The following is a 12,385-nucleotide window of genomic DNA, read 5'->3' as shown; positions in this document are numbered from 1 at the left end:
GCGGGCCGACCGCTCAGGCGGGGCCGAGGAAGCCGTCGCGGACCAGTCCGCGCACGGCGGGCAGCAGCTCGGCCGCGAGGTCCGACGGCGGCACGTCCAGCAGCGCTGCCAGCGCACCCACGGTCTGGCCGACCGTCAGCTCGCCGTCGCACACGCCCACGAAGGCCGCGAGGCCGGTCGAGGCCTGGACGCCGCGGCCCAGACCGTCACCCTGGCGCACCACGATCACGTTCGGGTCGGCCGCGCCCGGCGACAGGTACCGCTCCTCGGTGACGTCGCCCGCCACGACCAGGCGCTGCGCGGCCAGCGCGTCGTCGTCGTGGCGCTCCAGCCAGTCGTGCGCGGCGAGCGACGCGGCGAGGTGCCCGCCGAGCGGCTGCCGCAGGGAGCCGTGGTGCTCCTCGAGCCGCCGCAGCGTGACGCGCCCGTCGCCCGTGCCGCCGTCGGCCGCCCCTGCCGGACGGCGCAGCGTGACGATGCCGAAGCCGACGGCCTCGACGTCGCGGGAGGCGAAGTCGTCCAGCCAGGCACCGTAGGCCGCGTCCCACGCGGCCGGCTCACGTGCCCGGGTGGTGCCCCCGTCCCGGATCCACGTCTCGGCGTACTCCGCCGGGTCGAGCAGCTCACGCTCGACGACCCAACCGTCCAGGCCGGAGTCGTCGAGCCAGGAACCCACCCGCTCCGTCCACGGCTCCCCGCGGCGGTGCTCCCAGTTCCCGAGCATCTGCGCCACCCCGCCGGGAGCGAGGACGGCGCCGACGCCCGTGACGAGGTCGCGCACGAGGTCGTCCCCGGCCCGTCCGCCGTCGCGGTACTCGAAGTCGCCGAGCGCCGCGGACACGGTGGCGCCGGCGGCACCGGTGCGCGGCGTGATGACGAACGGCGGGTTGGAGACCACCAGGTCGAACCGGTCGCCGGCGACGGGCTCCAGCATCGAGCCGTGGCGCAGGGTGAGGTCGGCGCCGGGCGCGTTCAGGGCGGCGTTGAAACGCGCGAACCCGAGCGCACGGTGCGAGATGTCCGTGCCGACGACCGTGCGGGCGTGCCGGGCGGCGTGCAACGCCTGGATGCCGCAGCCCGTACCGAGGTCCAGCACACGGCCCACGCGCTCGCGCACCGTGACCTGAGCGAGCGTCAGGGCCGCCCCACCGGCGCCGAGCACGTGGTCGCCCGCGAGCCGGCGCCCCGTCACGGCCTCGCCGAGGTCGCTCGCCAGCCACCACCCGACCGGACCGGTCGCGTCGGTGGCGGCGTAGGGGCGCAGGTCGACGACGGCGCGCACGGGGTCCACCGGGTCCTGGCCGGCCGCACGCACCAGCCCGAGCCGCGCGGCGCCGTCGGCCCCCACCCCGGGCAGCGCGGCATCCAGCGCGGCGCGCGAGACGTCGTCGCCCAGCAGGAAGAGGGCGGTGAGCGTCGCGCGGGCGTCGTCGAGCCCGGCCACCACGCGGCGCGCGGGCAGGGCCTGCTCGCGGTGCAGCGCGGCGGAGGCGACGTCGCCCAGCAGGTCCTCGACGCCGTCGACCGTGAAGCCGGAGGACTCCAGCGCCGACCGCAGCGCCTCGACCTGCCCGAGGTCCCCGGACGGTGCGGGCGCAGAGGTCATCCGCGGCACCCGGCGTCGAGGTACTCGGTCACGGACGCGTGGGCCGTGGTGGCCCGCGCGGTGTCCACGTCGGAGACGGCCAGGGTCATCGCCGAGGCGACCGCCTGGTCGTCGTCGGGGTCGACGTCCTCGAAGGCGCCGACGGCCTTGTCCAGGTAGGCGGTCATCCCGTCCCAGCCGGGCACCTCGGCGGTGTCCTCCACCGAGCTGATGGAGCGGTGGGCCGCCCGGATCCCGGCGACCAGCAGCCGCGGGTGCTCCTCGTCGACCCCGGCCAGGGCGCGGTTGGTCTCGGCCCAGGCTTCCTGGAGCGCGACGCACTCCTCGCTGAGGCCCGGGGAAGGCTCGTTCCCGTCGCCGGTGCCCATCGAGAGGTCGGACTCGATCGAGATGGCGGGAGCCGGTTCGGAGGCCGCCTGCGGCGAGCCCTCGGACGAGCTGCAGGCACCGACGACCGTCCCGGCGGCGAGCGCGACCGCGACGGCGGCGGCGGTGCGGCGGGTGCGCAGACGGAGAGGCAGCATCCCACCATGGTGGCCTACGCGTCGCGCGCGCGGGAAATCCAGGCGGAATCTCGTGAGACGTCTCACGGGGCAGACCGGGCGAGTCGGGACGAAGTTCCGGCGAGCAGGGCGCGTCAGGGCGCGTCGGGCGCGCAGTCGGCGCCCAGGTAGTCCGTGATGCGCTGGGAGGCCGCGGTCATCGCCGCGGTGTCGTGCTCCTGCAGCGCACCGGCGACGGCCTCGCCGACCTCGCCGTCCTCCGCCTCCTGTGCCGCGTCCGCCGCGGCCGTCACGTACGTCAGGACGGTCGCCCAGTCGGTGATGACCGCGGCGGGCGGGTCCACCTTGCTGAGGTAGTCCCGCGCACCGACGAACCCCGTGCGCAGCGACCGCGGCGACTCGGCGTCCATGCGGACCTGGGCGGACGCGGCCCGCGACCAGGCGACCTGGGCGGCGGCGCACACCTCCGGCGACACGACGGCGGCGGTCGCGACGTCGGTGCTCGTCTCCGCACCGCCGCGCACCAGGTCGACCGCCGCGCCGGCCCCCACCCCGGCGAGCAGCGCCGCTGCGCCGGCGACGAACAGCGTGGCCCTGCGGGCGAAGAAGCCGGTGGCCTTCCGGCGCGGGAGCGCCGTGGCCGCCGACCGGGCGCGCGCCGTGAGGTCCTGCACGACGGCGGAACCTGCGGGGGGCTCGCCGCCGCGGCGGGTCGCGGGCCGCCGGGAGGAGCGCGACGTTCGTGACGGCCGCGACGGCGGGGCGTCGGGCGCTGCGCCCCCCGGGGCGCCCCCGAGCTGTGCAGGCAGGGGCGCGTCGTCGCCGGCGCCGGAGTCGGTCTCCCGACTCGTCCGGCTCGTGCGGGACGTGCGGCGCGACGACCTCTTGGACTTGTCCCTGGCGCCCTTGGTCTTGCGGGGCTTGCGGTCCGTGTCGCGGAAGGTCCCGGCGACGTCCGCCGTGCCGTCGAGGACGTCGTCGAGCGCGGGTGCCGCGGTGGGGACGACGGCGCTCGCCCAGGGCGGCGCGGGCGAGGCCGGCGGCGTGGCCCAGGGAGCGGCCGGTGGCGGGTTGCCCGGATCGGCCGGCGCGTCTCCGGCGGCAGCGCCGTCGTCCCCACCTGTCGGCACCGGACCGAACGGAAAGCCAGTCTGACCTGGGGCGACGGAAGAACCGTCGGCGGGCGGCAGCGCCTCGTCGTTCGCTGTGATCCGCCTCATGTTGGCGAAGGCTACCCAATGACACGCCGAAGGTGTCCAGATCGTTGCCTTCGCGACCTTGACCTGGGTGCCCGTCGACCGCCAGATTGTGCGGGTGAGCGCAACGATGACGGGTATGTGGGTCGCACCCGAGCAGGACCCGCGGACGACCGGCATCGACCCGGTCGGTGAGAAGGAGACCCTCTGGGAGTACCTGTGCCGGTACCGCATGACGCTGGTCATGAAGTGCGAGGGCCTGGACGCCGAGCAGCTCTCGCGGCGCAGCGTGCCGCCGTCGAACCTGTCCCTGCTGGGGCTGGTGCGCCACCTCGCGAACGCTGAGCACCACTGGTTCACCCGTGTCCTCCAGGGCACCGCCGCGCCCGGACCGTTCGAGCGGGCGCGCGCCGCGGACGTCGACTTCGACGAGGTCTACCCGACCGAGGAGTGCGCCGACGAGGCCTGGGAGGCGTGGCACGCCGCCGTGGACGCCGCGGACGAGCAGATGATCCACGAGGAGCTGGACCGCGAGGTCCCGTTCGACGGCGGCACCGTGGAGGTGCGCGACGTCATCATCCACATGGTCGAGGAGTACGCCCGCCACATGGGCCACGCCGACCTGCTGCGCGAGTGCATCGACGGACGCACCGGGCTCTGAGCCGGACGCACACCTCAGGGCGCTCCCGGCCCTGATCAGGTGAGATGTCCGGGGCAACCGGGCAGCGTGCGGCGTCGTCCAGTTTCTCGAAAACGATTGCGAAGACCTGGTCGGCCCGCTACGGTCGAATCTCGAAATCCTTTTCGACAGGGCGGACCAGCGTGGGTCCGCCCAGGGAGGCAGGATCAACGATGACCCGAGCACCACTCTCGAGAAGCACGACGAGGCGGCGCACCGCCGCGCTCTCCACCCTCGCCGCGCTGGTGATCACCACCGGCATCGGCGTCGGCTCCGCCCAGGCGGCCGGCTCCACCCTGCAGGACGCCGCGGCCGAGTCCGGCCGCTACTTCGGCACGGCGATCGCCGCCGGCCGGATGAACGACCAGCAGTACATGAACATCGCGAACCGTGAGTTCGACATGATCACGACCGAGAACGCGATGAAGATGGACGCGACGGAGCCGTCGCAGAACCAGTTCAACTACAGCAGCGGCGACCAGATCGTGAACTGGGCGCTCAGCAACGGCAAGCAGGTCCGCGGGCACGCTCTGGCGTGGCACTCGCAGCAGCCGGGCTGGATGCAGAACATGGAGGGGCAGCAGCTCCGCCAGGCGATGCTCAACCACGTCACCGAGGTCGCCACCCACTACCGCGGCAAGATCCACTCCTGGGACGTGGTGAACGAGGCGTTCGCGGACGGCTCGTCCGGCGCCCGCCGCAACTCCAACCTGCAGCGCACCGGCAACGACTGGATCGAGGCCGCGTTCCGCGCCGCCCGCGCCGCGGACCCGAACGCCCAGCTCTGCTACAACGACTACAACACCGACAACTGGAACCACGCCAAGACGCAGGGCGTCTACAACATGGTCGCCGACTTCAAGGCGCGCGGCGTCCCGATCGACTGCGTCGGGTTCCAGGCCCACTTCAACTCGGGCAACCCGGTGCCGAGCAACTACCACGAGACCCTGCAGAACTTCGCCGACCTGGGCGTGGACGTGCAGATCACCGAGCTCGACATCGAGGGCTCCGGCACCTCCCAGGCCGAGCAGTACCGCGGCGTGGTCCAGGCCTGCATGGCCGTCGCCCGCTGCCAGGGCATCACCGTGTGGGGCGTGCGGGACACCGACTCGTGGCGCGCCTCCGGCACGCCGCTGCTGTTCGACGGCAACGGCAACAAGAAGGCCGCGTACAACTACGTGCTCGACCAGCTCAACAGCGGTGACGGCAACGACAACGGCGGGGACGACGGCGGGCCCACGGACCCCGGTGGCGACGGCACCTGCTCGGTGACGGCGACCAAGACCGACTCGTGGGGCGACCGGTTCAACACCACCTTCGAGGTCAGCGGCGCCGACGACTGGGTCGTGACGATCAGTACCGGCAGCGGGCAGAGCGTCCAGAGCTCGTGGAACGCCGACGTCTCCGGCACCACCGGCACGCTCACCGCCACGCCGAACGGCAACGGCAACAGCTTCGGGATCACGCTGTACTCCAACGGCAACACCACGACCCCGACCGCCACCTGCTCGTCCGCCTCCGGGGGTGACGGCGGCGCCGACGCCTGCACCGTCACGGTGACGAAGACCGACGAGTGGGGTGACCGCTTCAACACCACCTTCGAGGTCACCGACGCCGACGACTGGGTCGTGACCATCAGCACCGGGTCCGGCCAGTCGGTGCAGAGCTCCTGGAACGCGGACGTGTCCGGCACCACCGGCACGCTCACCGCCACACCGAACGGCAACGGCAACAGCTTCGGGATCACGCTGTACTCCAACGGGAACACCACGGCCCCGACGGCGACCTGCACCACCGCCTGACGCACCGCCCCCGCGCCTCCGCTGTGGGTGCACGACACGCCGCTATCCCCACGGGGGTAGCGGCGTGTCGTGCACCCACAGCGTGAGAGGGGGGTCAGGCCGACGCGCGCACCACGAGCCGCGGCTCCAGCACCTCGTGGACGTCGTCGGTCCGCCCGTCGAGCCGCTCGCGCAGGAGCGCCACCGCACGGGTCCCCATGACGTCACGCTGCTGCTGCACGGTGGTCAGAGCGGGGCGGGCCCGCCGGGCGAGCATCGTGTCGTCGTAGCCGACGACGGCGAGGTCGGCCGGGACACGCCGCCCCACGTCGAGCGCGTGGTCCAGCACGTCGACCGCCTCGACGTCGTTGCGGGCGAACACCGCCGTGGTGCCGTCCTGCACCAGGGCGTCGAGCGCGGCCGGCTCCGGTCGCACGACCCGCACCTCCGCCCCCAGACCGGCGGCTCGCATGGCCGCCTCGTACCCGCTGCGCCGGGCGATGCCGGCCGGGCGGGTCGACGACGTGACGTGGGCGATGCGCCGGTGCCCGCTCGCGACCAGATGGTCGACGACGAGCGCCGCGCCCTGCTCGTCGTCGTTGTTGACGGAGTCGATGCCGGCCACCGGGGTCGCGGTGCGGCCCACCATGACGACCGGTGCGCGACGGGCCGCGGTGACCAGCACCTCCTCGGGCACCCATGACGAGACGACGACGAGCCCGTCGACACCGAGGTCGAGGAGCTGCTGGACGCGGCCGGCGAGCCGTCCGCGCTCCCGGGACCCGTGCGCGAGCACCACGGAGAACCCCGCGGCCTCGGCCGCCTGCTCCACCGCCGCGACGATCTCCGTGTGGTACGGGTTGTCGAGGCTGGAGATGACGGCGCCGAGCAGCATGGACCGTCCCTGCTTGAGGGTGCGGGCGGTGAGCGACGGCCGGTAGCCGAGCTGGTCCGCGACGACGAGGATGCGTTCCCGCGTGCGCTCCGACACCCCGGCGTCACCGCGCAGCGCCAGGGAGACGAGGGACTTCGACACCCCGGCGGCGGCGGCGACGTCGAGCAGGGTGGGGCGTGGTCGGGACGAGGCGGGCGGCACGCGGCCATCCTGCCCAGCCGACGGCGACGGCGCGACATCGACGCGCGGGCAGACGACGGCGCACTTCTGGAACGTTCCAGAAGTTCCGGCGTCGTTCACCGGGAGGCCACCACCGCGACGTCGCCCGGACGTTGCCCGTCCCTAGCGTCGCCGTCGTGACGATCGCCCCGAGCCCCGAGACCGCCCGCCCCGACACGCTGCCCGGCACCACCGGGGCGCCCGCGCTGCGCACCCGCCCGGCGGCACTGCTGCTCGACTTCGGCGGCGTCGTGCTGACCACCAGCAAGCGCCCCGGCGGCCTCGAGGCCGTGGCCGAGCACGTCGCCGCGACGCTCGCCCGTGCCGGCCATCGGCGATCCGCGGCGGAGCTCCTGCCGGTGCTGCAGGGTGGCAAGAAGGCGCTGAAGGACTGGAAGAACGCCTCCTCGCGGTTGCTGGAGCCCACCGAGCTGGACCACCGCACCATCTGGCGCGAGTTCTACGGCTCCCCGCTGACCGCGGCCGAGCGGGAGGTCCTCGCCGGCTCCGCCGGGCAGCTCCAGGAGACGATCACGCGCACGCTGACCGACCACGCCGTCCGCCCCGGGGTCCGGGAGCTGGTGCGGACCGCGCGCCGGCTCGGCGTCCCGCTCGGCATCGTCTCCAACGCCCACTCCGGCCGCGCGCACCGGGCGATCCTCGCCGAGCAGGGCCTCGCCTCGGCGTTCGCCGTGCAGGTGTACTCCGACGAGGTCGGCATCCGCAAGCCGCACCCCGGCATGATCGAGCTCGCCGCCCGCGCCCTGGGCACCACGCCGGACCGCTGCTGGTACGTCGGCGACACCTTCGACCGCGACGTCGTCGCCGGGCGTCGCGCCGGGACGGGCGCCGTCGTGCTCACCCGCGACCACCACACCGACCGGCCGCCGTTCCCCGTGGCCGAGGAGCCGGACCTCGTGCTGGAGGACCCGCGCGGTCTCGCCGGCCTGCTGGCGGAGTCCCGACCGGACGCCCCGGCCCGGCCACCGGCACCGCCGGCAGCCGCCGCCCGCAGGGCCGTCAGCGCCCTGCTGCTCGACCACGGCGGCGTCATCGCCGTCTCGCGGCCCGACGACGTGGTGCGGCGAGGGTTCGCCGCCCGCCTCGCGGCCGGCCTGAGCGCCGCCGGGTACCCGACCGGCACCGACGAGGCCGTCGACGTGCTCGACCGGGCGCACGCCGCGCACAAGGCCTGGAAGGACCAGAACGAGCAGGCGGACGACGGCGACACCGCCGTCGCCGAGATCGACGCGCCGACGTTCTGGGTCGACCTCGTCGGGCCGCTGCTCGAGCACCACGGAACGGGCGTGCGGCACTGGCTGCGCGCCGAGGCGCACGCCCTCATGGTCGACTACGCCCGGACCAAGTCCACCCCCACGGTGCGACCCGGCGTGCGCGAGCTCCTCACCGCGGCCCGCGACGCCGGCGTGCCCGTCGCCGTCGTCTCGAACACGGTGTGCGGGCGAGCGGTGCGCGAGGAGCTGGTCGAGCACGGACTCGACGACCTGGTCGGCGCCCACGTGTACTCCGACGAGCTCGGGCTCCGCAAGCCCGATCCCACGACGGTCCGCACCGCCCTGGCCGCCCTCGACGCCGACGCTGCCCGCGCCGTGTTCGTCGGCGACAAGCCGCACCGCGACGTCGCCGCCGCCCGCGCCGCCGGGGTCGGGACCGTCGTGCTGGTGCGCGGCGGCTCCACGGGCGACGAGGCGCTGGCCGCCCTGCCCGCCGGCGGCGAGCACACCCCCGACCACCAGGTCGCCGAGATCGACGAGGTCGCCGCCCTGCTGCGCGGCCTCGTAGCCCGCGCCGGCACCCGCCGGTGACCCGCACGACGAGCACCATCCGACCGAGGAAGGCCACCATGACCAGCTCGCCGACCACAGACCCCGCCCCCGCCCGCCACCCCGTGAGCGCGGCCGGCGCACTGCGCCGCCGCGTGCACGACCCCGACGGCATCTCCGGCTCCCAGAAGCTCATGATCCTCGTGCTGTCGATGACGCTGTTCGGCGTGGCCGACATCGTCGCGGACATGCTGCCCTCGTTCTCCGTCGGACCGCTGGAGCTCGAGGTCGCCTACTTCGCCTTCATCCCCGTGGTGCTCGCCGCGCTGCTCACCCCGTTGTGGGTGGCGCTCGGCGTCGCGATCGGCGAGGCCGTGATCGCCGACCTGCTGCTCGGCAGCTTCGGCGGGTTCGGCGAGCTCGAGGGCTTCCTGCAGCTCTTCATCGGCACCTACGTGGCCGGCTGCCTCGTCAAGGACCCCCGCAAGGTGCAGCAGCTCTTCGCCGCAGCCCTGGCGCTCGTGGCGATCGACAAGGTCTCCTCCGCGGTCATCGACGTCGCCAAGGTCGCCGTCGGCGTGGACCCGGAGGAGCTCGAAGACCAGGGCGGCACGCTCCTCGCCGTCGTCGTCGCCGAGGGCTTCGAGCTCCTCATGGCGTTGATCATCACCGGCGTGGTCTTCGGTGGTCTCGCCGCCGCCTGGCTCGCCCCGCGCCTGCACGGCAAGATCGAGCCGCTCATGGGCCTGCGGCCGCGCGACCCGCAGAACCCGCCCCGGCTCGTCGGCCCCTGGGGGCTGTCGTTCTGGTGGGTCGCGATCCTTGGCATCCTCACCGCCGCCTTGATCGGCGTCCTCAGCCAGTGGGAGGAGTTCGTCGGGCGGGAGGAGGCCGTCACCACCGCCGGGTCGTTCGACACCGAGCTCACCGACACCTACGGCGACAACGTCGTGTGGATCGCGGCGCTCGTCGGCCTCGTGGTCGGCCTGGCCGTCGTCCTCGCCCTCGTCGCGGTGGTGCGCCGTCGCCGCGACGCCCGGACGGACGCGGCGGCCCGGTCCGGCTCGACCCGCCAGGACGAGGACCGCTGATGCCGACGCCGACCACGGTCACCGCGCCCGGTGCCCCGTCCGCGCCGCCGTCGCAGGCTGCCGCCGCCGTCGAGGTCCGCGGGCTGACGTTCCGCTACCCGGGGGCGGAGCAGGACTCGCTGCGGGGGGTCGACCTGCGGATCGCGCAGGGCGACTTCGTGGCCGTGGTCGGCGGCAACGGCTCGGGCAAGACCACGCTGTGCAAGGCCTTCAACGGTCTGGTGCCCCACTTCTGGAACGGCGACCTCACCGGCTCGGTGGAGGTCTTCGGCCGGGACACCGCAGGCCTCGGCGTCGCCGAGCTCGGCGCCGACGTCGGCTACGTGTTCCAGGACTTCGGCAACCAGCTCGTGCGCCCCACGGTGCGCGACGACGTCGGGTTCGCCCCGCTCAACCTCGGCCACGCCGACTGGGCCGAGCGCGCCGACCGCGCGATGGCGGGCCTCGACCTCACCTCGATCGGGGACACGTTCACCTGGCAGCTCTCCGGCGGCCAGCAGCACCTGACGGCGCTCGCCGGGGCGCTGGCGCTCGCGCCCCGGCTGCTCGTCGTGGACGAGCCCGCCGCCGAGGTGGACCCGGCCCGCGCGACTGCCCTCTACGAGCACCTCGCCCGGCTGAACCGCGAGCGCGGGGTCACCGTCGTGGTCATCGAGCACCACGCCGAGCTGGTGGCCCGGTACGCCCGGTCGGTGGTGCTCATGGCCGACGGCGCCCCGCGATGGCACCTGCCGGTGCGGGAGGCGCTCGGCCGGGTCGACGACCTGGCCGAGGCCGACATCCCCGTCCCGCAGGTCATCGACCTGGCGCGCCGGCTCGCACCCGGCACGCCGCGCCTGCCGCTCACGGTGGAGGAGTGCACGACGCTGCTCTCGTCTCTCCCCTCGCCACCTGTTCCCCTCACGGCCTCCGCCACGGTCCCGCGCGCCGCGGTCCGGGACGCGCCGCCCGTCGCCACGGTCGCCGGCGTCACGCACGGGTACCGCACCATCGCCGGCGGCCGCTCCGTCGTCCTCGACGACCTCCACCTCAGCCTGCACGACGGCGAGAAGGTAGCGCTGGTGGGCTCCAACGGTGCCGGCAAGTCGACCCTCCTGGCGCTCCTCGCCGGGTTGACCCTCCCCCGCGACGGCACCGTCGAGGTGGACGGTCGGGACACCCGTCGGGTCTCCGCCGCCGAGCTCTCCGACGCCGTCTGCTACCTGGTGCAGCACCCCGAGGAGATGTTCCTCGCGGACTCCGTGCGCGGCGACGTGGCGATGCACCCGCGCGGCCGCCGGGTGCCCGACGCCGACACGCTGGTGGAGGAAGTGCTCGAACGGGTGCGGCTCACCCAGGTCGCCGACCGGGACGGGCGGCTCCTGTCCGGCGGCCAGCAGCGCCGCGCGGCCCTCGCCGTCGCGCTGGCCATGCGCCCCCGCCTGCTGCTGCTCGACGAGCCCACCTCCAGCCTCGACCTGCGCTCGCGCGACGACGTCATCGCCATGCTGGCGGCGCTGGCCGCGCACATCCGCTGCACCGTCGTCGCCACGCACGACATGCACCTGGTCGCCGAGTGGGCGGACCGCGTGGTGGTGCTCGACGGCGGACGCGTCCTCGCCGACACCGACCCGGCCACGCTGTTCGCGTCGCCCGAGATCCTCTCCCGCGCCCGCCTCGTGCCGCCCCAGGTGAGCCAGGTCGGCGCCGCTCTCGGCATGGCGCCCGTGCCGTTGTCGGTGGACGAGCTCGTGGAGCGTGCCCGATGAGCGCCGCCACGTCCACGCCCGCCGAGACCCGGCCCGCGCAGCACCGGGCCCGCCGTCGGACCGGCTGGGACCGCACGAGCGTCGAGTGGGTCAAGCTCGAGCTCATGCGGGTCGCCTACGCCACGCGCGGCGGTTTCCTCGCGCGGCGCGACCCGCGCGCCGTCGTCCTCTGGTACGCGGTCTGCGCGCTGGCACCCTGGTTCACCTACGACCTGCGGGTCCTGGGGGCGTTCTTCGGGCTCGCCCTCGGCGCGGCGCTCGCCGCGCGGATCGGGCCGCTCCTGCTCGGTCTGTTCGTGCTGTCCACCGTGGGACAGGTGGGCTACCTGCTCGTGCTGGTCCTGGTGCTGGGCGGCGACCTGGGATCGGTCACCGGGCTGGCTCAGGCGTACTTCAAGCTGAGCACGGTGTCGCTGGTCTCCATGGCGGCGTTCGTGTCGCTCGACCCGGAGAAGATCACCGACGCCCTGCTGGCGCTGCGGGCGCCCGCCATCCTCGGGTTCGCCGTCAGCTACGGGTACCGGATGGTGCCGGTGCTGGTCGACGAGTTCCAGACGATCGTCGACGGTCACCGGATGCGCGGTGCGCCGTCACGAGGGGCCGGGTTCCTGGGGTGGCGCGCCCTGACGCGCGCCGGCCGGATCGCCGTGCAGGCCTTCTACCCGCTGATCCTCAACACGGCCAAGCGCACCCGCACCACCGTCGAGGCGCTCGAGACGCGCGGGTTCACCGCGGCCACCGCCGCCGGCGACGGGCGCCGCCTCCGGCTCGCGCACCTGCGCTGGACCGGGGGCGACGCCCTGCTGCTCGGGGCGACCGTGGCCGTGGTGGTGGCGGTCTACGCGTTCGCGTGACCGGCACGCTCGGAGCGGACCCGGCCCAC

The 12,385-nt window shown here is 74.3% G+C and carries 10 protein-coding genes; 6 read left to right on the top strand and 4 right to left on the bottom strand.

Translation table 11 applies throughout. The annotated features are described in order from the left end of the window. Positions 1–13: 13 nt before the first annotated feature. The 3 genes from BCL65_RS02190 to BCL65_RS02180 all read right to left on the bottom strand — a co-directional run bounded on the left by BCL65_RS02190 (position 14) and on the right by BCL65_RS02180 (position 3,239). The gene (locus tag BCL65_RS02190; protein ID WP_106265176.1) at positions 14–1,606 is read right to left on the bottom strand and encodes a DUF7059 domain-containing protein; all 1,593 of its coding nucleotides are present in this window, start codon (positions 1,604–1,606) and stop codon (positions 14–16) included. Next, positions 1,603–2,130, bottom strand: coding sequence for a hypothetical protein (locus tag BCL65_RS02185; RefSeq protein WP_106264721.1), 528 nt, complete (start codon positions 2,128–2,130; stop codon positions 1,603–1,605). Before BCL65_RS02185 ends, BCL65_RS02190 begins: the two co-directional genes overlap by 4 nt. A gap of 113 nt (positions 2,131–2,243) precedes the next feature. Next, the gene (locus BCL65_RS02180) at positions 2,244–3,239 is read right to left on the bottom strand and encodes a hypothetical protein (RefSeq protein WP_106264719.1); all 996 of its coding nucleotides are present in this window, start codon (positions 3,237–3,239) and stop codon (positions 2,244–2,246) included. Positions 3,240–3,444: 205 nt separating this feature from the next. Here BCL65_RS02180 and BCL65_RS02175 point away from each other — a divergent pair, with 205 nt between their 5' ends. Both BCL65_RS02175 and BCL65_RS02170 read left to right on the top strand, forming a co-directional pair. Then, entirely contained in the window at positions 3,445–3,966 is a 522-nt protein-coding gene (locus BCL65_RS02175) for a DinB family protein (protein WP_207767676.1), read from the top strand. A gap of 191 nt (positions 3,967–4,157) precedes the next feature. After that, a complete protein-coding gene (locus BCL65_RS02170; RefSeq protein WP_207767670.1) occupies positions 4,158–5,786 on the top strand; it encodes an endo-1,4-beta-xylanase in 1,629 nt (542 codons plus the stop codon). 94 nt (positions 5,787–5,880) lie between these two features. Here the strand turns inward: BCL65_RS02170 and BCL65_RS02160 are convergent, their stop codons facing one another. Further along, complete coding sequence (locus BCL65_RS02160; RefSeq protein ID WP_106264715.1) at positions 5,881–6,861, bottom strand: LacI family DNA-binding transcriptional regulator; 981 nt, start codon at positions 6,859–6,861, stop codon at positions 5,881–5,883. A 155-nt stretch (positions 6,862–7,016) separates the two neighbouring features. Between BCL65_RS02160 and BCL65_RS02155 the strand changes: the two genes are divergently transcribed. The 4 genes from BCL65_RS02155 to BCL65_RS02140 are packed head-to-tail and all read left to right on the top strand — an operon-like array spanning position 7,017 to position 12,356. After that, a complete protein-coding gene (locus tag BCL65_RS02155; protein WP_207767669.1) occupies positions 7,017–8,705 on the top strand; it encodes an HAD family hydrolase in 1,689 nt (562 codons plus the stop codon). A gap of 38 nt (positions 8,706–8,743) precedes the next feature. Continuing rightward, on the top strand, positions 8,744–9,754 hold the full coding sequence (locus tag BCL65_RS02150) for a cell division protein FtsQ (RefSeq protein WP_106264713.1): 1,011 nt from the start codon (positions 8,744–8,746) through the stop codon (positions 9,752–9,754). After that, positions 9,754–11,502, top strand: coding sequence for an ABC transporter ATP-binding protein (locus BCL65_RS02145; RefSeq protein ID WP_106265173.1), 1,749 nt, complete (start codon positions 9,754–9,756; stop codon positions 11,500–11,502). Before BCL65_RS02150 ends, BCL65_RS02145 begins: the two co-directional genes overlap by 1 nt. Continuing rightward, the gene (locus BCL65_RS02140; RefSeq protein WP_106264711.1) at positions 11,499–12,356 is read left to right on the top strand and encodes an energy-coupling factor transporter transmembrane component T family protein; all 858 of its coding nucleotides are present in this window, start codon (positions 11,499–11,501) and stop codon (positions 12,354–12,356) included. The genes BCL65_RS02145 and BCL65_RS02140 overlap by 4 nt, the downstream gene beginning before the upstream one ends. Positions 12,357–12,385: the final 29 nt, after the last annotated feature.

This window comes from Isoptericola halotolerans, from assembly GCF_003003075.1.
Classification (GTDB): Bacteria; Actinomycetota; Actinomycetes; order Actinomycetales; family Cellulomonadaceae; genus Isoptericola; species Isoptericola halotolerans_A.
This window is presented reverse-complemented; position numbering and strand designations above follow the sequence as displayed.

Bases quoted from the DNA above. Each gene is read 5' to 3' on its own strand.
- BCL65_RS02190 (WP_106265176.1), bottom strand. From the start codon at position 1,606: ATGACCTCTGCGCCCGCACCGTCCGGGGACCTCGGGCAGGTCGAGGCG.
- BCL65_RS02170 (WP_207767670.1), top strand. From the start codon at position 4,158: ATGACCCGAGCACCACTCTCGAGAAGCACGACGAGGCGGCGCACCGCC.
- BCL65_RS02185 (WP_106264721.1), bottom strand. From the start codon at position 2,130: ATGCTGCCTCTCCGTCTGCGCACCCGCCGCACCGCCGCCGCCGTCGCG.
- BCL65_RS02140 (WP_106264711.1), top strand. From the start codon at position 11,499: ATGAGCGCCGCCACGTCCACGCCCGCCGAGACCCGGCCCGCGCAGCAC.
- BCL65_RS02150 (WP_106264713.1), top strand. From the start codon at position 8,744: ATGACCAGCTCGCCGACCACAGACCCCGCCCCCGCCCGCCACCCCGTG.
- BCL65_RS02145 (WP_106265173.1), top strand. From the start codon at position 9,754: ATGCCGACGCCGACCACGGTCACCGCGCCCGGTGCCCCGTCCGCGCCG.
- BCL65_RS02175 (WP_207767676.1), top strand. From the start codon at position 3,445: ATGTGGGTCGCACCCGAGCAGGACCCGCGGACGACCGGCATCGACCCG.